Raw genomic sequence first — 21,805 nt, 5'->3', positions numbered from 1 at the left:
AGTTATTTTAATAGTGTTATACTTTTATCTTTCAGATCTGTAGGTGCATTTAAATAAACAACATCATTTTCATTTAATCCTTTTTTTATAATCACGACTTCATTATTCGCTAAACCCAATTCTACTTGTTTTTTTTCAATAGAATAACCAGATTTTACATAGGCATAACTAATGGAGTCTTTTGAGAATATAGCTTCCAATGGAGCCATTAATACATTGTCTTCTTGATGTGTTAATATTTTATTAGACGTTGTCATTCCTGGTCTAATATTTTTATTTATTGAATTAAGTTTAATTAATACCTGAAAGAGTTTGATATCAGATCCTCTTTTATTTTCACCTACATTGGCCACTTCTGTTACAATACCGTCTATTTCGATATCAGGAAACGCATCAAAACCAATTTTCACTTTCAAATCCTTTTTTATTTTTCGTATGTCAATTTCATTACTATACGTTTTAGATTCCATTTTAGTTAAATCTGGTAAACTCGCTAATGCAGGTTCCCAAGGAGATATGGTGGCACCTACTTTCTTTTTGTTGCCATTCCAATCTTTAACATATGTTACCATTCCGTCGTCTTCCGAGTATACCGTAAACTCTTTTTGGAGATCAATTAATTCTTCAATGCGCTTTTTTATTTTAGATACTTCGGTACCTACTTCAATCATTTTGGCGTTTGCTTGTCTTTTTTTAATAGAGTAATCTTCCTTTTTTTCTTTTAATTCACGTTCAAATTTTTCAATTTTTATTTCTAATTGTCGAATGGTTGCAGGCGGCTCATAAATGGACCGTTTTAATTCTAGTTGGTTTTCTTCAATATTAAATAGAAGATCTTTTATAGCAGTTCGTTCCTGTTTTAAGGTAAGTGTGGTATCAAGTTGTTGGAGTGTGTATCTTGATTCAGCACTCTCTAGACTTAGTTGAGCATCATTCATTTTACTGTTAACTTCTGAAGCATCAATTTTACCAATATAATCGCCCTTTTTTACTATAGTCCCTTCTGCTACTAAATCTTGTATTTTTAGTTGATAAATGTTGAAACGTCTCGCATTAATAGGACCATTGATTTCTTTTGAACTAGTAGATTGAGCTTCTCCAGAAATTATAACTTCGTTTAAATAGGTACCTTTTATAATCTTTGTTGTTAGCAATACGTCTTCTTCGCCTGAAGATCCGAAAAATGAATAACTAATAATTAAAATAATGATTCCGCTAATAATTAAAGCTAACCTCTTCTTATTCATAATGATTGATTTTGATTGGTGAAAGTTTGATTTGTTAAAAATACCTTTTGTAAGACTTCATACAGTTAAAATTTTCTTAAAGTTTGTGATTTGTAAAAATGTAAAGAATTGATATAAGAAATAATTAGTGATAACCTGAGTTGGATATAAGAAAACTTGTTTATTGAAAAGAAATAAAAATAATATTTAGTATATTAAAGTTCTGATTTATAGAATTTTAAAACAAATTATTCTTATGATCTTAAAGATTATTTTTTGCTAAACTCTATGCAGACAAGACTATATATCCAAAGAAATAACTGCCTTTTTATTTGATTAGGATTTATTTGATTACTTGTATTAAATGCAATATTAAAAATATGTTTAGGACAATAAGAGATAAAATATTACTTCGGAAAATATAGGTCGTAAAAACCATTGATAATCTATTGAAAAGACTTCTCTTTAGTATGAATCTTGTCGCTTAATTTTGTAGCTCATTCATCCCAAGAAAAGAAATCTAACATTAAATTTGAAACTCAAAATACGAATTAAGCGAACCTTTTTTATTAAACTCTTACGTAGAACTTATGCTGGTATATTAAATTTTATAGTAATGATAAAAATTATTCATTTATTGATTTCAATATTTTAGCTTAGAAATAGCTGTATATGAATAGTTATTTTCTAAAATTAACTTTGCAAATTCAAGTTTGAATGCTTCATTTTTATTTACAAAAAAACACCCCCAAAAAGTGTCTAAATTTTGGAGGTGTCTAATAAAAGGAGCTTTTTAAAATAGTATTTATTTTTCTATTAACTTAATATGCTATTTAGCGTTTTACTTGGTCGCATCGCATTATTAATTAAAGTTTCATTTGGTTCGTAATAACCACCAATATTTATTGGGTTTCCTTGAATTAGGTTAAGCTCGCTTACAATCGCAATTTCATTTGTTGCTAATTGTTTCGCGATTGGTTCAAATTCAGCTTTTAGAGCGGCGTCTTTTGTTTGGTTAGCTAACGCTTGCGCCCAATAAAGAGCTAAATAAAAATGACTTCCTCTGTTATCTAATTCACCTACTTTACGAGAAGGCGATTTACCATTATCAAGTAATTGACCTGTGGCTGCATCTAATGTATCAGCTAAGATTTGTGCTTTTGGGTTATTATTTGTTGTTGCAACATGTTCTAAAGACACTGCTAATGCTAAAAATTCACCTAAAGAATCCCAACGTAAATGGTTTTCATTTGTGAATTGTTCAACGTGTTTTGGGGCAGAACCACCAGCACCTGTTTCAAACAATCCACCACCATTCATTAAAGGAACAATAGATAGCATTTTAGCACTCGTACCAACTTCTAAAATCGGGAATAAATCGGTTAAATAATCACGTAAAACATTCCCTGAAACCGATATGGTATCTTTACCCTTTTTTAATCTTTCACAAGTAAATAAAGTGGCATCTATTGGAGATAAGATTCTTATGTCTAAACCAGTAGTATCATATTCTTTTAAATAGGTATTTACTTTTTTAATTAACTCAGCATCGTGAGCTCTGTTTTCATCTAACCAGAAAACAGCAGGCGTTTCAGAAGCTTTAGCACGAGTAACAGCTAACTTTACCCAATCTTGAATTGGTGCATCTTTAGTTTGACACATTCTCCATATATCACCAGTTTCCACAACGTGTTTTAATAAGGTGTTTCCAGCAGCATCAATAACACTTACTGTTCCGTTAGATGCGATTTCGAATGTTTTATCATGAGAACCGTATTCTTCGGCTTTTTGAGCCATTAAGCCTACGTTTGGTACCGTACCCATTGTAGTTGGATCGAAGGCACCATGTTTTTTACAAAAATCGATAGTAGCAGAATAAATGCCTGCATAACTACTGTCTGGAATAACAGCTTTCGTATCTTGAAGTTTTCCTTCAGTATTCCACATTTGTCCAGATGTACGAATCATTGCTGGCATAGAAGCATCAATAATAACGTCACTAGGCACGTGTAAATTTGTAATACCTTTATCACTATTTACCATAGCCACTGCAGGTCCGTTTTTAAAGGCAGCATCAATATCTGCTTGAATTTCGTTACGTTTGGCTTCTGGTAAACTTGGTAATTTTTCAACTAAATTTCCAAAACCATTATTAACATCCACTCCAATTTTTTCTAGAGTTTCTGCATGCTTTTCAAATACATTTTTAAAAAATACTTTTACAGCATATCCAAAAATAATTGGGTCACTCACTTTCATCATGGTCGCTTTCATGTGTAATGAGAACAATACGCCGCTTGCCTTTGCATCAGCGATTTGAGCCTCTAAAAAGCTAACTAATGCTGTTTTGCTTAAAATAGTGGCGTCAATTATTTCGTCTTTTAATAATTTGAAACTATCTTTTAAAACAGTTGTAGTCCCATTATGGTCGGTATGTACAATTTTAATGCTTGTAGCTTCAGGTAATGTTACCGATCTTTCATTGTGAAAAAAATCGCCAGACTCCATAGTTGCTACATGCGTTTTAGAATCACTGTTCCAAGCACCCATAGAGTGTGGATTCTTTTTAGCGTAGTTCTTTACTGCTTTTGGCGCACGTCTATCAGAGTTTCCTTCACGAAGTATTGGGTTTACAGCACTTCCTTTAATTTTATCGTAGCGCGATTTTATATCTTTTTCAACATCATTAGTAGCTTCATCTAAGTAGTTAGGAATAGCGAATCCTTTAGATTGTAATTCTTTTATAGCAGCTTTTAACTGCGGAACAGAAGCACTAATGTTTGGTAATTTTATAATGTTGGCTTCAGGACTTTTTACTAATTCACTAAGTACGGCCAAATCATCTAGAACACGTTGATCTTCCTTTAAAAAATCTGGAAAAACGGCTAAAATTCTTGCAGCTAAAGAGATATCTCTAGTTTCAATATTAATACCAGAAGACTTAACAAAAGCTTTAACAATTGGTAAAAAAGAACGGGTTGCTAATGCAGGAGCCTCATCAGTTTTTGTATAAATAATTTTAGACATTAATGTAACGGTTTTTTTATGTTAATAATTAGCTATAAAGTAATATGCGATATATATAATAATGTTTTCGCGACGCGAATATACAAAAATTGACTTTTATATATGTTTAAACGTTTAATCAAAAATGCTATTATGAACAATATTTCGCAGAAGATTAAAAAAGGTAGGAACTATTAAGAATTTATTAAAAAATTATTGAAGAAGCTATAAAAAACAAAAGCCATATCATGGCAGAATTTAATCTACTTTGACATGGCTTTCTTTGAAATAACATAACTCAACCTAATTGATATTTCTATCAAATCAATTTAGATTTTATTCCAAATTTTTTCAATTTAAGTGCTATTATTTCAAGGAAACATTTCTGTAATTTTCAAAATGTATTGACCTATTACTAAAATGTTTCTAAATAACTGTTTTTCTTGATGTCATTAATTTTTCCTTTTCGTTTTAACGTCAAGTTTTTTTAAGACATTGCTTTCATTACAACAACAATCCTTTCGGCACTGTTATTTTTTTAAGCTTTCCATTATACTAGTTTCTACCTATTTTATGTATGTAGTACTTTTTATAATATCTTGATTTTTTGCTACCACATTATTACACGTGTTACAATAAAATCTCAAAAAACAATTATAAATAAATTAAAGAACGTTGCTTTATTTTATAAAGAAATTAATTTAAATTCACTTTTTAATGAAACCAGCTCACACTGTTTTTTATTTCTTGTAGCTAAGATAAGAAACATATCTTGAAAACACAAAATATTTAACATTTTACATATCAACTACTTATGAACCGAAGTTATTAACTTTTGTTAATAAAAAAAGCCCTGAAATATTTCAAGGCTTTTAATTTGCTTTTGCAATGATACTTTATTAACGTCTACGTTCTTTAATTCTGGCTTTTTTACCAGTAAGACCTCTAAAGTAGTAGATTCTAGCTCTACGCACTTTACCACGTTTATTAATTTCAATTTTTTGTAATGCAGGTAAATTAACTGGGAAAATACGCTCCACACCAATAGTACCAGACATTTTTCTAATGGTAAAAGTTTCTGATGAACCAGATCCTCTTCTTTGAATTACAACACCTCTAAAAAACTGAGTACGAACTTTTTCGCCCTCTCTAATTTCATAGTAAACAGTAATTGTGTCTCCAGCTCCAAACTCTGGGAAGTCTTTTTTTGTTACAAATTCGTCTTGTACAAACTTTACTAAAGATTCCATATCTTTAAATTTTAAGTAATGATTTATTCGAAACAACATTCACGATTCTCGCCAGAGGTTAATCCGAAATTGGGTGCAAAGATAATTAATAATTAGTAATGTACAATTTAATAATTATTTTTTATTGGTAAGTTCTTCTTTCAACTTAAAATTTTAAAATAATTACGTGGAATTATGTAATAAACGTTGCGTTTTATAGCAATATCTTCACAAAATATTTATATCAACCTAAATGTTGTTGAAAATCAAATAGTAATTTTATAAAAAAGCTCTGTTAGAGGCGGTTAGATGGGAAACATCATCTTAAATCTATAATCTAAGCCAAAGTTAAAATTATTAGTAAAATGTACTTGCAGTTTAAAATTATAACCAACCTGGAAATTGAAAAAAGTCGTTAAAGTTATTTTAAAAACCCTACTAATAATTGTAGCACTTTTTTTATTAATTGTGCTGGCTCTACAAATTCCTTCTGTTCAGAATTTTGTAAAAGATAAAGCCGTTGTTTATTTAGAAAAAAAAATAAAGACTAAAGTAGAAATTGGTTCCATTGAAATAGGTTTACCAAAGAAAATTGTTTTACGTGATTTCTATTTTGAAGACCAAGCAAAAGACACTTTGCTAGCTGGCAAATCTTTAAAAGTTGATATTAGTTTATTTCAATTATTTAATAATAAAGTAGACATTAATTCCATTGATTTAGAAAATATAACAGCTCATATCAAAGTTAGCAGTGATTCTGTTTACAATTTTGATTACATCATCAAAGCATTTGAAACAGGTGAGCCCAAGAAAGAGGAGGGATCGATCGAGATTTTGGTTAAGAACATTAACCTTAATGATATTAAATTTTCATATAAAGATGCTATAGCCCAAAAGAATATAGAATTATTTGTAAATCATTTTGACACGAATATTGATAAATTTGATTTAAAGAATTTGAGGTTTGATGTTCCCGAAATCAATCTAAAAGGATTAAAACTAAACTTAAATCAAGATTTGGTTGAAGCTACTAAATATACTACTGAAAAAATTGAAGCTGAAGCTGAAACAAATTTTTTAAAACTAAATCTAAAAAATATTCATCTTGAAAATATTGATGTTAATTATAAAGATGCTATTACACATATTGATGCTAAAATTCGATTTAAAAATCTAAAAACAAAAGTTAAAACTATTGATTTAGAAAAGCAGATTATAGTTTTAAATTCCATTGAATTAAACAAAACTAGTGGCTATTTCACGTTAACAAAACAAGATGAAATTGTTCCAAAAACAACTAAAAATTCTTCAAGTTTACCTTGGAAAATTGATGTTTCCGAAATCTCAATAACAGATTTTAAATTCGATTTTGATAACAATAACGAAATAAAAACGCCATCAGGAATTGATTACAACCACTTGAAATTAAATGGTTTAAATTTAAAAGGAAAATCTTTTGTAATAAATGATAACGCCTATAGCGGAACTATTGATTCATTTATCTTTAAAGAAAAAAGTGGATTTCAATTAGATGAATTATCGACTGCATTCAGTTACACTTCAAAAAGTGCTTCATTAATAGGGTTATTACTGAAAACACCTCAAACCACTTTACAAAATACTATTTTAACTTCTTATCCGTCTATAGAATCTATAAGTGAAAATCCTGAAAACTTGAAACTTGATATTGATTTGAAAGATAGTAGAGTGGGTTTCAAAGATGTTTTATTGCTCTTTCCCCAATTAAATTCAAATGACATTTTTAAGAACAATCCCCATGCGATTGTAAATTTTAATGCCAATGTGAAAGGCCTTTTAGGTAATTTGAAAATTAACACATTTAATGCTGATCGTATTGGAAATACGAAAGTGGATATCAAAGGAACTATAACAGGGTTGCCAAATGTTGATAAAAGCGTGTTTGATATCAACATCTTAAATTTTGAAAGCTCATCAAAAGATATTTACGCTTTTACACCTAATAATACTATTCCTAATACAATTCAACTACCTGAAATATTTAATGTAAGAGGGAATTTTAAAGGAAGCATTAATAACTTTGATACTAATTTAGATTTAAAAAGTTCTTTCGGAAATGCCATTGTTGATGCTACCTTTAATCAATCTCGAAAAAATAACGAAAAATATAGTGCCGATGCTAGTGTCGAAAATTTCGATTTAGGTAAATTTCTCAAGAATGACCAATTTGGTAAAGTTACCGTAAACGCTACTATAATAGGCAGAAGTCTTGACCCTTCAACAGCAACAGCTACTCTAAGTTCTAAAATTGTGACAGCAAAATTCAATGATTATAATTACAAAAATATAACCATTAATGGAAGTCTAGATAACGGTCAGTATCTGGCAAATGTAAGCTCTTCAGATTCAAATTTGAATTTTGTTTTAGATGCAAAAGGGGCTTCTAATTCTGATAAACCAACTTTAGATTTAAAATTAAATCTAGAACTTGTAGATTTAAATAAGTTAAATCTTCATGAAGGGCCTTTAAAAATGAAAGGAGATATCACTGCTAATTTTGAAGATTTGAATCCAGATAATTTGAACGGAACCCTTAAGGCTAATAACTTTTTAATAGCGTTAGAAAAAGAACAATTTCCTTTAGACAACATAAGTATTAGAGCCATTTCTAATATTGAGAAAGATTCTATCATTTTAAAATCTCAGTTTGCTAATGGATTAATTGAAGGGAATTATAAATTATCAACCATAAGTAATCAGTTGACTAATTCAATTTCAAAGTATTATGACTTGGATAAAAAGGACGTTAAGAATAAAGAAGACCAGAATTTAGATTTTGAATTCATTATTAAAGACAACCCAATAACCAAAAAAATAATTCCTAAAATTATAGAATTATCTGAAATAACACTTAATGGATCCTACAATTCTGTGAACGATTCTATCGTAATTAATGCGTCTATTCCACGATTGAATTATGCGAATAATGAACTTTCAAATGGTGTTTTGGATGTAAGAACACAAGATAATGTGTTACAGTACGATCTGTCTTTGAGTAAAATTAAAAATGCCCAATTTGAAATTCAAAGAACAACGTTAATTGGAAAGTTAGAAGATAATACCGTTAATTATGCGCTTAATATAAAAGATGCTTCAAATAAAGATAAATACATTATTTCTGGTGTTTTTAAAGATAGTATGGGTGCATCAACCATCAGTTTAAATCCAGAAAAACTTCTTCTAAATTATGAAGATTGGAAAATTGATGAAACGAATCAAATAAAATTAGCAAAAAATGGCATATTGGTATCTAATTTCAAAATTCAAAATAATCAACAATCGTTTTCAATTCAGTCGGAGACTGATGAAATTAGTTCACCCATTATAGCAAGTTTTGAAAACTTTAAATTAGAATCTTTAACCAGTATAGCAAAATTCAATTTCGAAATTGGAGGCACTATAAATGGCGAAACGACTGTGAAAAACATCATGTTAAATCCTCTCTTTATAGCTGATTTGGATATAGAAAATTTTACAATAAAGAAAGATACGGTTGGAAATTTAATTGTAAAAGTAGATAATCAAACCACGAATCTCTATAAAGCGAATGTTACTCTAAAAGGGCTACAGAATGATTTAAATATTGATGGAAATTACAATATTAATAATGAAAGCTTAGATTTTAGTGTTAATATTCAAAAGCTTCAAATGGCGTCGTTGCAACCATTTACTTTAGAAAACTTAAAAGAAAGTGAAGGTTATTTGAACGGAAAATTAGATGTAACGGGAAAAGCTTCCAATCCGAATGTTAATGGTAATATCAAATTTAATTCCGTTGGTTTCAAAGTAGTTCCATTGAATTCTAAATTCAATTTAATTAATGACAAAATTGTGTTTAATACTAATAAAATCGTTTTTGATGATTTTAAATTAAAAGACGAAAATGGAAACCCATTGTCTATTACTGGATTTATTAATAGTCAAGATTATACCAATTTAGGGTTTAATTTAAATGTAGTTGCTAACAATTTTAGAGCAGTAAATTCAAAAGCTAAAGACAACGATTTGTTTTATGGTGAATTGTATTTAGATAATAATTTAGGTATAAAAGGTACTTTAGAAAGCCCCATTATTGATGGCACCGTTAAGATAAATGCAGATACAAAATTTTCTATCGTGCTTCCACAAAGTGACCCTTCCATTGCAGATAGAGAAGGGATTGTTGAGTTTATAGATCAAGATCAACCTGTTTTAATTTCGATTGAGGATCCAACAAAACAAATTTCACAAACAGAAGTGAAAGGAATTGATGCTTCTGTAAATATTGTGGTTGATAAAAAGGCAGAAATATCTATTATTATTGATAAAGCCAATGGAGATTATTTAAAACTTCAAGGGGAAGCAGAATTAACAGGAGGCATTGATCCTTCTGGAAAAACTACTTTAACAGGGAAATACGAGTTTACTGGTGGTGCTTATGAAATGAATTTCAATTTAATAAAAAGAAAATTTGAAATTCAGCCAGAAAGTTACATTTTGTGGACGGGGGAACCTACAACAGCTAATGTAAATATAACAGCAGTTTATAAAGTAGATGCTTCCCCATTAGACTTGGTAGACGATCAATTAGTAGGTATAACAGCAGAAACAAGAAACACGTATAAACAAAGAGTTCCTTTCGAAACTAATTTAATAATGAAAGGGGAGTTGTTACAACCAGAAATAACCTTCGACATTATTTTGCCTGATGGAAATAATAACATTTCAACCGAAATTATCAATACAACGCAAGCAAAATTAGAACAGATTCGACGAGATGAGGATGCTTTAAATAAACAAGTATTTGCCTTATTGCTATTAAACCGTTTTATAGGAGAAAACCCTTTTGAAAGCGAAGCGGGTGGCACCAGTGGAACCTATCTAGCAAAACAAAGTGTAAGCAAAATTTTATCGCAACAGCTTAATAATTTAGCTGGCGATTTAATAAAAGGTTTTGAGTTGGATTTTGATCTTCAAGCCACAGAAGATTATTCATCTGGAGAAAAAGAAGAAAGAACCGATTTGGATGTGGGGCTTTCAAAACAACTATTTAATGACCGATTAAAAGTGACTGTGGGAAGCAGTTTTGGTTTAGAAGGTACTCCGCAGGAAAACGAACAAGCCACCAATATAGCGGGCGATGTTACTGCCGATTATTTAATCACGAAAGATGGTCGTTACAAACTAAGAGCTTATAGAAAAAATAATTACCAAGTGGCTTTACAAGGTCAGGTTATTGAAACAGGAGTCGCATTTATAATTACTATGAACTATGATAAGTTTAGAGAATTATTTTATAAAAAACGCAAAGGCAATAGAAAAAACAAGAGAGAGAATGAAAAGTAATATATACATAGCACTGCTTTTTTTAGTAGCACTATGCTTGGGCTGTAGTGGAACGCGAAAAATTACGGAAGGCGATTTATTGTATGTGGGTCATACTCTTAAAGTTGAAAAAGGTAAAGAATCAAAAAAAACAAGAAAAAGTGTAAAATCAGAATTGGATGATTTAATTCGTCCTAAGCCAAACAAATCCATTTTAGGCATGCGTCCAGGAATCTTTTTTTACAACTTAGTTGGTGAAGTAAAAAAAGATAAAGGCTTTAAACATTGGGTAAAATATAAACTAGGTGAAGCACCTGTTTTAATGGGTGACGTTGACTTGGAATACAATAAAAAAGTAATTCAAAATTATGTAGAAAATAAAGGGTTTTTTAATGCAGAATCTAAAGCCGATTCTATTCGAAAAGGTAAAAAGGCAGAAGCTAATTATGAAGTAAAGTTGCATAACCAATATAAAATTAAATCGGTATCGTTTCCAACTGATACGACGCTTCTATCTAAGGAAATTAATATGCTGAAAGAGAAGAGTGTTTTAAAAGTAGGAAAGCCGTATGATTTGGATGTTATAAAAAGGGAAAGAACCCGAATGGATGCGAAATTAAAAGAACGTGGTTTTTATTATTTCAATGAAGATTATCTTTTGGTTCAAGTAGACAGTACAGTTGCCAACCACGAAGTAGATTTAATTGTTAAAATTAAGGATGATGTTCCTGAAAAAGCAAAAAATCAATATCGTATTAATAACATATTTGTTTATCCTAGTTTCAATTTAAAAAGAGATACTATTTCAACCAGAAAAATGGAAACGGTTACCTATGAAGACCTTACTATCATTGATAATAAAACCGTTTTCAAACCTTTTATTTTCGATAAAACACTCTTATTTGATAAAGGCGATTTGTACAACAGAACGACCCACAATTTATCTTTAAACCGATTAATTACCTTAGGAACTTTCAAATTTGTGAAAAATGAATTTAAGGTAAATGATTCTTTAAATAATTATTTAGATGCGTATTATTATTTAACACCATTGCAAAAAAAATCGATTCAAGTAGAAGCATTAGCGAAAACTAATTCAGCTAATTATTCCGGAACCGAACTGAATGTTAATTGGAGTAACCGGAATACATTTAAAGGTGCAGAACTATTAAAAATTTCGGCATTTGCAGGTTTAGAAGTTCAGGTTTCAGGGCAAAATAACGGCTTTAATGTGTATCGCTTTGGAGGGGAAGCCAATTTAATTTGGCCTCGTTTTATTTCACCTTTTAACATGAGCTCCGGCAGTGCTTATGTCCCCAACACAAAGGCTTCTTTAAGTTATGAGTACCAATTAAGAACAAAACTTTATTCCTTAAAAACATTCAACGGTTCATTTGGATATTTATGGAAAGAAAACGAGCGTAAAGAGCACAGCCTTAATGTTGTAAACATTGCATATACATCCTCTAATAATGTTTCAGATTTATATAAGTCGCAAATAGCAGAAAACCCATCCTTACAAAAAGTTATTGATAAACAGTTTATTTTAGGAACCACCTATTCTTATACGTATACCAATACGATGTTAAAAAATAGAAAAAACAATATTTATTTTAAAGGAAGTGTAGATTTATCTGGAAATTCAGTTGGGTTACTTATGGGCGCTAATGATGGTGATAATCCAAAAAGTATCTTGGGTGTTCCTTTTAGTCAATATTCAAAATTAGAAATGGAGTTTCGTCATTATTACAACTTTAATAGTGAGACCAAACTTGCTAGTAGAATTATTTTAGGTGCAGGAATTCCTTATGGAAATTCCAATGAATTGCCTTTTATTAAACAGTTTTTTATAGGAGGAACAAGTAGTATTAGAGCTTTTAGAGCACGATCTATAGGTCCGGGAATCTTTAATGGTAATGAGGTGACCAATTCGTTTTTACCAGACCAATCGGGAGATTTAAAACTAGAATTTAGCACAGAATTACGAACCAAAATATACAAGTTGATTAAAGGTGCCGTTTTCGTAGATGCAGGTAATATTTGGTTATTAAATGAAAGTGAAGAAAAACCAGGAGCCAAATTTTCTGGTCAATTTTTAAATGAATTAGCGGTAGGAGCAGGCGTAGGGTTAAGATTTGATTTTAGTTTCCTAGTACTTAGAACAGATTTTGCATTTCCGTTAAGAAAACCTTATTTGCCAAAAGGAGACCGTTGGGTAATTGATGCTGTTAATTTTGGTGATGGTGGTTGGAGAAAAGAAAACTTAATTTTCAACTTAGCTATTGGTTATCCATTTTAAAATAATTTCTTATTATAAAATTTCAATTAATCTATTAAAGGGAGCACTTGATGCATCTTCATTGATATTCTATAATAAAATATTAAAATCGTGTAAAGCTTAAGTTTTAGAAAGCGTGTAATTTTATTCGAACATATTACGATTAAAATTATGTCTAAAAAACTATATAAATCCAATAACATAGCTTTTAGTATGCCTCCTTTTTTTTCTCTTATAAAGGAAAAGAGTACGCTGTTTTTTATAGATATAGCGAATGTATTGGAGTATTTAAAAACGGTCTTGAGGAACCTCTTCACTAAAACATTTGAATTCCAAGAATTTTTAAAGCAGTGTTATCAAATCGGTAATAAATCGGTTGGTTTAATTTCCATTACAGGTATAATCGTAGGTTTGGTTTTAACCATTCAATCCAGACCCCCATTGGTAGAGTTTGGTGCAGTTGCTATGTTACCAGGTATGGTTGCTATTTCTATAATTAGAGAAATGGGACCCGTAATTACAGCTTTAATATGTGCAGGTAAAATAGGTTCCAGCATGGGAGCCGAATTAGGTTCTATGCGGGTTACCGAACAAATTGATGCCATGGAAGTGTCAAACACGAATCCTATAAATTTTTTAATCATTCCTAGAGTTTTAGCGGCTACCGTAATGATTCCAATACTTACACTCTATGCAGATGCTATTGGTATTTTTGGAAGTTGGTTGGGTATAAACCTTAAAGACTCGGTAAGTTTAGAACTGTTTTTAAATCAAGCATTTAGTCAAGTCGAATTTATAGATATTATTCCTGCTATAATAAAAACATTCTTTTTCGGTGCTGTAATTGGTTTAGTTGGTTGTTATAAAGGCTATAACGCAGGTAGTGGAACAGCGAGTGTAGGAATAGCAGCGAATTCCGCTGTAGTAACCGCATCATTATTATTAATCATTGTAGACTTAATTGCTGTACAAATAACCGATTTACTGTAATGGAAAATAACACAAACAATATACTTATTGATATTCAAGATCTCAAAAAAAGTTTTGGAGACCAAAAAGTGCTTGATGGTATAACCCTGCAACTTCATGAAAATGAGAATTTAGTGGTGTTAGGGAAATCGGGTTCAGGGAAATCGGTTTTAATTAAATGCATTGTGAGTCTTTTAAAACACGATGAAGGAAGTATTACAGTAGGAGAGCAGGAGTTAACAGATATTAATGAAGAGGGTTTAATAGAAGTTCGTAAAAAAATAGGGTTTCTATTTCAAAGTGCTGCTCTGTATGATTCTATGACTGTAAGAGAGAATTTAAGTTTTGCACTTTCAAGATTAAATAAAAAATTTTCAGAAGAAGAAATAAATAATAAAATTGTTGAAGCTTTAGAAAATGTGGGTTTGCCTGATTCTATAGATAAAATGCCTTCAGAATTATCAGGAGGAATGAAAAAAAGAATAGGTTTAGCTAGAACTTTGGTTGTGAACCCTAAAATCATTTTATACGATGAACCAACGACTGGTTTAGACCCCGTAACTTCCGATGAAATAAGTCATTTGATAAACGATACCCAAGAAAAATTCAAAAATTCATCCATAATAATTACACATGATATTAACTGCGTAAAAACAGTAGCCGATCGAATTGCTATGATAAAAGAAGGCAAAGTTTATAAAGTAGGCAGTTTAGAAGAATTCGTTAACGACGACGACGCATACATAAAATCATTTTTTAAATAGAGAATTATGAAATCGCCATAAATAAAATGTTTTTTATAAAAAACACCCATAAAATAAAGCGATACCATATGACAATTGAAAACAATAAATAGCTACATATGAAACCCAATAAAAACGCATATAAAATAAAACTAGGAATTTTTGTGTCATTAGGACTATTAATATTATTTGTAATTATTTTCTTTATAGGAAGTAATCAAAATTTATTTAGTTCAAAATTTAAAATTAGTACCAATTTTCGAAATGTGAGTGGACTTCAAGTTGGTGGTCAGGTGCGTTTTTCAGGAATTGCAGTAGGAACTATTGAAAGTATATCAATCATTAACGATTCTACGGTAAATGTAGTAGCTATGATGGATAAGGAAGTTAAAAAATTCATTAAGAAAGATAGTAGAGCATCAATAACCTCGGAAGGTGTTATAGGTGATAAAATTTTAATGATATCACAGGGAAGTTCAAAATCTGCGGAAGTTAGAGATGGTACTTCTCTTAAATCAATAGAGCCTGTTGAATTTGATGACATCTTAGCATCTATTAAAATTACTGCAGAAAATGCAGAAGTCATTACAGATGAATTAGCCACCATGTTAATCGATATTAATGAGGGAGAAGGTACTTTAGGAAAGTTGTTAAACGATGAAGGTGTCGCTAGAGATATGGAAAAAACTATGGAAAATTTAAGACAAGGTTCTAAAGGCTTAGAAGAAAATATGGAAGCTGCTAAGCATAATTTTCTATTAAGAGGCTATTTTAAAAAGAAAGAAAGAGAAAAGGAAAAGGCTAGAGAAGAAGCTGAAAAAGAAGCTAAAAAGAAAGCCGAAGAAAAGTAAATCAATAATTATTAATAAAACTTATGGACTCAGAAGTATATATATTTAAGGAATCTGTATATAAATCTTGGACGAATTTAATATCCCACTTACCAAGCGTTTTATTATCAGTTTTTATATTTATAATAGGACTTTTAGTTATTAAGTTGATAAATAAATATGCGAAAAAAATAGTCATTTCAAATGCCAATGATCCCTTAATAGCAGATTTTATTCTAAGTATTATTTCATTCCTATTAACTGTAGTTTTATTTGTTGTTTGTTTAGGTATTTTAGGTTTTGATGATGTTACCAATAAAATTTTAGCAGGTGCAGGGTTAACCACCTTCATAATAGGTTTTGCTCTTAAAGATATAGGTGAAAACTTTTTAGCAGGTATATTAATGGCATTTCAACGCCCATTTAGAATTGGAGATTTGATTGAAATAGACGGGGTAAAAGGAAGAGTTATAGAAATGAGTTTGCGGTCAACAACCATAAAAACAGTAGATGGTATTGATGCTTACATTCCAAATGGTTCCATATTAAAAAACAATTTAAAGAACTATACAATAGATGAGTTGATGCGAAATAATTTTATTGTAAGTGTGGTGCACGACGCAAAAATAGATGAAGCTCTGAGTCTTATAGACTTGATTCTAAATGAAAACGAATTTGTATTAAAAGTGCCTATGTATTCTGTTCTAGTGGATAAAATAGAAAATGATTTAGTAAGCATTGTTGTATATTATTGGTACCGAACTAATGAGGTAAAAGCTCCAGGAGGAAAATTAAAATCAGATTTACAATTAAGTGTTTACGCTGTTTTAAAATCCGCAGGTTTTAACCTACCAACTACAACCGTTTCTATAGAAAAATTAGAAAAAAGTGAATGAGTTATTAACTTCAATATTAAGGAAGTTCAAATAAATGACCAAAATTTCAAATCGGTTTTTTTTGAGTTAATAATCAATGTAATCAAGATATTTTAAAGTAAGGCGTTTCAATAAATTTGAATATATTAATATTAAAAAAACAAATTATGAAAACTCTAAAAAATGCAATGATAGCTTGCCTCTTTCTAATAACTTTTGGGGCAACTGCACAGAATAACAAAGACAAAGAAATCATGGCTGATGCACAAAACGCCAAATCAACACTTATAGCAAAAGATGCGGGTCTTGAGAAGTTTTTTAAAAATGCTTCTGGTTATGCTATTTTTCCAAATGTTGGAAAAGGAGGTTTAATCATTGGTGGTGCAAGTGGTAATGGTGTTGTGTATGAAAACGGCAAAGCAATTGGTATGACTTCTTTGAAAAAAATAAATATTGGACTCCAAGCAGGTGGACAAGCAGTTATTGAAGTTATCTTTTTTGAAACTGATGCAGCTTTAGCTAAATTTAAACAAGGTAATTATGAATTTTCGGCAGAAGCTTCTGCAGTAGTAGCGGAAGAAGGAAAATCTGAAAATGCTAGTTATTCTGATGGTGTTATGGTTTTTGCTTTACCTAAAGCGGGTCTTATGGCTGATGCTTCGGTAGGTGGACAAAAATTTGAATATCATGCTTTTAAAAAATAAATAGAAAATGATAACATTAAAAAGGTTGGCAAATAGCCAGCCTTTTTTTATTAATCAAATAAAGGAAGTTTAAACAGCTTTTATTAAACTAGTATTTAAAAAAATATCCCCTTATCATATGGTAAGGGGATATTGCTATTAATAGGTAAAACTAAAAGGTTTTTACCACGATTCAATTTCTTTTTTGATGTCTTCTTTTTTCTTTCCTGTTTTTTCTTGAAGATTACCCAACATTTCGTCAAATTTACCTTCAGAATAGGTTAAATCATCATCGGTAAGATCTCCGTATTTTTGTTTGAACTTACCTTTAATTTGTTTCCATTTACCTTCTATTTGATCTTTATTCATGATTTTAAATTTTTAATTAATAATTTACTATAAAATAAAATTACAGAAACAAACACCAGATCATTAACTCAAATAAATTATTTATTGATGCAATAAATTGTAATTCACTATTTTGTTTAAAGTCAATATTTAATGCGATAAGGTTAAGTTGATTCATCTTTTTTACCAAAATTTGAATATTAAATAAAAGATTATGGATATTCCTAGTATAAAAAATGAGGAGCAATACGAGGCGCTTCGAGAGAAAGGCTATAGCAAACAGAAATCTGCACGAATTGCTAACACTCCCAACGCAGGTAAAAAAGGAGGAAAGGCGAAACCTTATGAAAGCTGGACAAAGAAAGACTTGTATGATCAAGCTAAAAATGTTGGTATTCAAGGAAGATCCAAAATGAGTAAAGCAGATCTTATTTATGCTTTGCGTAATAACTAAAATTAATAACTTTCAATATAACCAGAACGAGTGAACACCATACATCCAAAAAAAATTCGTCAAGTATTTACGCTCCTTTTAATAGCTTTAATGGGAGGTTTAATTTTCAAAGAAATGTTACCCTATACGCTAGGTGTTTTGGGAGCCATTACACTTTATATACTACTCAAAGGAAGTATGAGTAAGTTAGTTAATAAAGGATGGAAGCCGAATTGGGCAGCTGCTTTTCTTATGTTTTTATCTTTTGTTGCTATATTGCTTCCTATTGCGGGTTCCGTATTTATGCTAGGAAATAAAATAAGCAAAGCGGCAAAAAATTCTGAAAAAGTAGTGGACGTTGTTAAATCGAAATTAGAGGTTTGGGAGCAGTCGTTAGGTTATAATATAACCGACCAAATAGATGCATCATCGATTTCTAGTGGCTTAAGTAAAAGCATTACGAGTGTTTTAGGAAGTACATTTAATAGCTTTATTGCTATTTCAATCATGTATTTTTTACTCTTTTATATGCTTATAAATCGTAAGAAGTTTAGAGAAATTTTAATCCAATACATTCCAATAAACAAAGATAACCTTAAAACATTGGGAAGTGAAATGTATGAGATGGTTCGTTCTAATGCTTTAGGTATTCCTTTGGTTGCAATTGCACAGGGTATTGTTGCATTAATTGGCTTTCTAATATTTGGGATTGAAAGTCCGTTTTTTTGGGCCATAGTCGTTACCATTGGCTCCATGATACCTTTTATTGGAAATTTTTTAGGAACCATTCCGGTATTTATATTGGCACTATCTAATGGAGATACTTTTCAAGCATGGGGTGTGTTGTTGTACGGAATCATAGTGGTTGGTACTACAGATAACCTTATTCGGCTTTATGTGTTACGAAAACTAGATAATGTTCATCCTTTAATTACACTTATTGGTGTTATTATTGGTATTCCTCTCTTTGGCTTTATAGGTTTAATTTTTGGACCTTTATTAATTAGTATGTTCTTATTAATAGTTCGTATTTACAAAAATGAATATGCAAAGGATGATAATGGTAATCTTTGAATTAGCAAAATACTATAAATCTTATTACACTTAATTATTAATTAATAGTTTCTGAGTTAATAATCGTTTTATATAAGTCAATTGGAAGTTATATAAATGATTAATTTACGAAATAAGATATATAAATTTTTAAATTAAAATGTTATGAAAATAGGAATTATAGGAAGTGGAAATATAGGAGGTAATTTAGGAAAACATTGGAGTAAAGCAGGACATCAAGTCCTATTTAGTTCTAGACACCCCAACGAACTTAATAGTTTAGTTAAAGAAGCAGGAGAAAATGCTCAAGCGGTAAGTGTTGCACAAGCTTTTGAAGCAAATGCGGATGTATACTTACTGGCTATGCCCTTTAAAGCCATTGATGAAATTGCAGAGCTTTATGCGGGAGAATACGGTAATAAAATTATTATTGATGCTACCAACCCATATCCTGAAAGAGATGGAGAGATGGCAGAAAAAGTTAGAGAGGCCAATTATAATGCTTCCGAGTATACAGCTATGAAGTTTGGTACCGCAAAAACAGTAAAAGCATTCAACAGCATTCATGCAGAACATTTAAGAGATCGCGCATTTAGAAATGTTAATAAGCTAACAGTGCCTTTTGCAGCACAAGATCAAGAAAGTAGAGCAGTAGGAAAACAACTTATTGAAGATATTGGGTTTGATGCTTTATACATTGGAGATTTGAGCGACACTAATATTATGGATCCCGATCAAGCTATCTACGGTAAATCTCTAGAAAAAAAAGAATTAGAAACTTTAGTAAATACCACTAGAAAATCTTAAAAGACTATAAAATAAGTAAACCCAAAAGATTTATATTAGATAATTATTTAATTAGATGTAAGTCTTTTGGGAATTAAAAAAAACATGAATTGTTTTTAACAGTTCGTTGATACAAGTACATATTTACAGCAAGTAGCATAATTAATATATTTATATGGATGGAGAAATCATCTTAATGTTTTCAGTGCTATTGGTTACAATAGTACTTTTTGTTTTTGAAATATTTCCTATTGATAAAATAGCTTTTTTTATTATTGTGTCGCTTATTTTATTAGGATTGGTAACACCTGAAGAAGGTATTAGTGGTTTTTCAAACCCAGCGACTATTGCGGTTCTGGCATTAATGATATTGGCTATAGCCATGGAAGAAAATGGGGTGATTCATTGGCTTACGTCTGGCATGGGGAAGGTGAAATCCTTACCAATATATATAGTCGCTCCCTTTTTTATGTTTGTTACTGCGGGTATTTCAGCTTTTATAAGCACAACAGCAGTCGTTGTCGTTTTTATAAAGATAATTAATCAACTTTCAGAAAAATATAAAATCCCACAATCAAAACTCTTACTGCCTATTTCTTTTGCCGGTATTTTAGGAGGCTCTTGTACTTTAATGGGCACTTCCACAAATCTGATTGTAAATGCTGTTGCGAAAAATCTAGGAGCAGAAAAGTTAGGTTTTTTTGAATTTTCATTATTGGGCATTATATTTTTAATTGTTTCTATTGTATACCTAACTATAAGTTTGCGTTGGTTACCCTGGGATAATACACAAAGCTTGAGTAAAGACTATGAAATTGATAATTATCTTACCAAGGTTCGTATTAACCCAGATTCAAAATTAGTAGGAAAAAAAATTCAAGAGAGCTTTTTGTTTGAAAATCCAGATGTATCACTTTTACAGTTAATACGAGATAACCGCATTCATAACTCTCCTGGAAAATATATAACATTAAAGCAAGATGATGAATTACTTTTACTGTGTGATCTGGAAAATTTGTCACGCATTAAAACATCAGAAAACCTAAGTGTTTATGAAGAAAAAGGTTTTAATGAGTTAGATGATGATAAGAAAAAAGAAATAACGAATGGATTAAGTGAACTTGATGAACAGGTTTTTGTTGAACTTCTAATGCTTCCAGGAGCCTCCTTGTTGGGTAAAAATTTGGGAAGTTTACGAAATTTTATGTCTCAAGATGTTATACCTTTAGCAATAAAGAAGAGAAAAACACTTATAAATTTAAAAGATAGAATGGTGCGTAGTAGCATGAATCGTTTAGTGTTAAAGTCTGGCGACCGGCTGTTGGTAGAAATATCAAAAGAAAAATTACCCACGCTTCAAACCATGGAAAATGTAGTGTTATTACAAGAGTTTGATAATGTTAATAGAAAATCGAAATTTAAAAGATATTTTTCATTAAGCGTTCTTCTTTTAGTGATTTTGTTAGCAGCAACTGGATTATTATCCATAATGGTAAGCGCATTAACAGGTGTTTGTTTATTGTTAATCACCAAAAATTTAGATTTAAACACAGTCTATAAAAAAGTGAATTGGCAAATATTTTTCTTACTGGCAGGTATGATTCCGTTGGGTTTTGCCATGCACAATACAGGTGCCGACATGTGGGTTTCAGAAAAACTACTGAGCTTTTTAGGAGGACAACCTAACTATATTATTGTAGGTACATTATTTTTTGTTACCATGGTATTGAGTGGTGTGGTTAGCAATAATGCGACGGCGATTATTATGACGCCAATAGCTATTTCGGTAGCTCAAGGTATGCATTTAGATTTTAAACCTTTTATTCTAGCAGTTATGTTTGCGGCTAATTTTAGTTTTTTTACACCCGTTGGATATCAAACAAATACACTCATTTATGGAATTGGTAATTATAGGTTTAAACACTTTTTATTCATAGGAGGTGTACTGAGTTTAATACTTTGGATATTGGCGACCTTTTTACTAACCCAAATGTTATAAATAT

At 30.5% G+C, this 21,805-nt stretch carries 15 protein-coding genes; 11 read left to right on the top strand and 4 right to left on the bottom strand.

The window, feature by feature from the left end; all coding sequences use genetic code 11:
• Positions 1-2: 2 nt before the first annotated feature.
• The 3 genes from QLS71_RS01025 to rplS all read right to left on the bottom strand — a co-directional run bounded on the left by QLS71_RS01025 (position 3) and on the right by rplS (position 5,482).
• Positions 3-1,247: an RND transporter gene (locus QLS71_RS01025; protein ID WP_308992316.1), complete on the bottom strand. Its 1,245-nt coding sequence runs from the start codon at positions 1,245-1,247 to the stop codon at positions 3-5.
• Between the two features lie 795 nt (positions 1,248-2,042).
• Complete coding sequence (locus QLS71_RS01020) at positions 2,043-4,253, bottom strand: NADP-dependent isocitrate dehydrogenase (RefSeq protein WP_308992317.1); 2,211 nt, start codon at positions 4,251-4,253, stop codon at positions 2,043-2,045.
• A gap of 878 nt (positions 4,254-5,131) precedes the next feature.
• Positions 5,132-5,482: a 50S ribosomal protein L19 gene (gene rplS, locus QLS71_RS01015; RefSeq protein WP_308992318.1), complete on the bottom strand. Its 351-nt coding sequence runs from the start codon at positions 5,480-5,482 to the stop codon at positions 5,132-5,134.
• A gap of 381 nt (positions 5,483-5,863) precedes the next feature.
• Here rplS and QLS71_RS01010 point away from each other — a divergent pair, with 381 nt between their 5' ends.
• The 7 genes from QLS71_RS01010 to QLS71_RS00980 all read left to right on the top strand — a co-directional run bounded on the left by QLS71_RS01010 (position 5,864) and on the right by QLS71_RS00980 (position 17,203).
• The gene (locus tag QLS71_RS01010) at positions 5,864-10,825 is read left to right on the top strand and encodes a translocation/assembly module TamB domain-containing protein (protein ID WP_308992319.1); all 4,962 of its coding nucleotides are present in this window, start codon (positions 5,864-5,866) and stop codon (positions 10,823-10,825) included.
• Positions 10,815-13,103, top strand: a complete 2,289-nt coding sequence (locus QLS71_RS01005; RefSeq protein ID WP_308992320.1) for a BamA/TamA family outer membrane protein — start codon at positions 10,815-10,817, stop codon at positions 13,101-13,103. The genes QLS71_RS01010 and QLS71_RS01005 overlap by 11 nt, the downstream gene beginning before the upstream one ends.
• A 150-nt stretch (positions 13,104-13,253) precedes the next feature.
• The gene (locus tag QLS71_RS01000) at positions 13,254-14,072 is read left to right on the top strand and encodes an ABC transporter permease (protein WP_308992321.1); all 819 of its coding nucleotides are present in this window, start codon (positions 13,254-13,256) and stop codon (positions 14,070-14,072) included.
• Positions 14,072-14,815 carry an ATP-binding cassette domain-containing protein gene (locus QLS71_RS00995; RefSeq protein ID WP_308992322.1) on the top strand — a complete coding sequence of 248 codons (744 nt, stop codon included), beginning with the start codon at positions 14,072-14,074 and terminating at the stop codon, positions 14,813-14,815. Before QLS71_RS01000 ends, QLS71_RS00995 begins: the two co-directional genes overlap by 1 nt.
• A gap of 98 nt (positions 14,816-14,913) precedes the next feature.
• The gene (locus QLS71_RS00990) at positions 14,914-15,645 is read left to right on the top strand and encodes an MlaD family protein (protein WP_308992323.1); all 732 of its coding nucleotides are present in this window, start codon (positions 14,914-14,916) and stop codon (positions 15,643-15,645) included.
• A gap of 23 nt (positions 15,646-15,668) precedes the next feature.
• Positions 15,669-16,520: a mechanosensitive ion channel family protein gene (locus tag QLS71_RS00985; RefSeq protein WP_308992324.1), complete on the top strand. Its 852-nt coding sequence runs from the start codon at positions 15,669-15,671 to the stop codon at positions 16,518-16,520.
• Between the two features lie 146 nt (positions 16,521-16,666).
• A complete protein-coding gene (locus QLS71_RS00980) occupies positions 16,667-17,203 on the top strand; it encodes a lipid-binding SYLF domain-containing protein (RefSeq protein WP_308992325.1) in 537 nt (178 codons plus the stop codon).
• Between the two features lie 162 nt (positions 17,204-17,365).
• Here the strand turns inward: QLS71_RS00980 and QLS71_RS00975 are convergent, their stop codons facing one another.
• Positions 17,366-17,551 (bottom strand): CsbD family protein, encoded by a 186-nt coding sequence (locus tag QLS71_RS00975; RefSeq protein ID WP_308992326.1) that lies wholly within the window; start codon positions 17,549-17,551, stop codon positions 17,366-17,368.
• A 193-nt stretch (positions 17,552-17,744) separates the two neighbouring features.
• Between QLS71_RS00975 and QLS71_RS00970 the strand changes: the two genes are divergently transcribed.
• From QLS71_RS00970 to QLS71_RS00955, 4 genes are all read left to right on the top strand, one after another.
• On the top strand, positions 17,745-17,984 hold the full coding sequence (locus tag QLS71_RS00970) for a Rho termination factor N-terminal domain-containing protein (protein WP_308992327.1): 240 nt from the start codon (positions 17,745-17,747) through the stop codon (positions 17,982-17,984).
• 30 nt (positions 17,985-18,014) lie between these two features.
• On the top strand, positions 18,015-19,037 hold the full coding sequence (locus tag QLS71_RS00965; RefSeq protein ID WP_308992328.1) for an AI-2E family transporter: 1,023 nt from the start codon (positions 18,015-18,017) through the stop codon (positions 19,035-19,037).
• Positions 19,038-19,181: 144 nt separating this feature from the next.
• Positions 19,182-19,823 (top strand): NAD(P)-binding domain-containing protein, encoded by a 642-nt coding sequence (locus QLS71_RS00960; RefSeq protein WP_308992329.1) that lies wholly within the window; start codon positions 19,182-19,184, stop codon positions 19,821-19,823.
• 154 nt (positions 19,824-19,977) lie between these two features.
• The gene (locus QLS71_RS00955; RefSeq protein WP_308992330.1) at positions 19,978-21,801 is read left to right on the top strand and encodes an SLC13 family permease; all 1,824 of its coding nucleotides are present in this window, start codon (positions 19,978-19,980) and stop codon (positions 21,799-21,801) included.
• Positions 21,802-21,805: the final 4 nt, after the last annotated feature.

Source organism: Mariniflexile litorale, from assembly GCF_031128465.2.
GTDB lineage: Bacteria > Bacteroidota > Bacteroidia > Flavobacteriales > Flavobacteriaceae > Mariniflexile > Mariniflexile litorale.
This window is presented reverse-complemented; position numbering and strand designations above follow the sequence as displayed.

What these genes read in the sequence shown, in the direction of transcription:
- QLS71_RS01025 (WP_308992316.1), bottom strand. Translation starts at nt 1,247, where the DNA reads ATGAATAAGAAGAGGTTAGCTTTAATTATTAGCGGAATCATTATTTTA.
- QLS71_RS01020 (WP_308992317.1), bottom strand. Translation starts at nt 4,253, where the DNA reads ATGTCTAAAATTATTTATACAAAAACTGATGAGGCTCCTGCATTAGCA.
- rplS (WP_308992318.1), bottom strand. Translation starts at nt 5,482, where the DNA reads ATGGAATCTTTAGTAAAGTTTGTACAAGACGAATTTGTAACAAAAAAA.
- QLS71_RS01005 (WP_308992320.1), top strand. Translation starts at nt 10,815, where the DNA reads ATGAAAAGTAATATATACATAGCACTGCTTTTTTTAGTAGCACTATGC.
- QLS71_RS01000 (WP_308992321.1), top strand. Translation starts at nt 13,254, where the DNA reads ATGTCTAAAAAACTATATAAATCCAATAACATAGCTTTTAGTATGCCT.
- QLS71_RS00995 (WP_308992322.1), top strand. Translation starts at nt 14,072, where the DNA reads ATGGAAAATAACACAAACAATATACTTATTGATATTCAAGATCTCAAA.
- QLS71_RS00990 (WP_308992323.1), top strand. Translation starts at nt 14,914, where the DNA reads ATGAAACCCAATAAAAACGCATATAAAATAAAACTAGGAATTTTTGTG.
- QLS71_RS00985 (WP_308992324.1), top strand. Translation starts at nt 15,669, where the DNA reads ATGGACTCAGAAGTATATATATTTAAGGAATCTGTATATAAATCTTGG.
- QLS71_RS00980 (WP_308992325.1), top strand. Translation starts at nt 16,667, where the DNA reads ATGAAAACTCTAAAAAATGCAATGATAGCTTGCCTCTTTCTAATAACT.
- QLS71_RS00975 (WP_308992326.1), bottom strand. Translation starts at nt 17,551, where the DNA reads ATGAATAAAGATCAAATAGAAGGTAAATGGAAACAAATTAAAGGTAAG.
- QLS71_RS00970 (WP_308992327.1), top strand. Translation starts at nt 17,745, where the DNA reads ATGGATATTCCTAGTATAAAAAATGAGGAGCAATACGAGGCGCTTCGA.
- QLS71_RS00960 (WP_308992329.1), top strand. Translation starts at nt 19,182, where the DNA reads ATGAAAATAGGAATTATAGGAAGTGGAAATATAGGAGGTAATTTAGGA.
- QLS71_RS00955 (WP_308992330.1), top strand. Translation starts at nt 19,978, where the DNA reads ATGGATGGAGAAATCATCTTAATGTTTTCAGTGCTATTGGTTACAATA.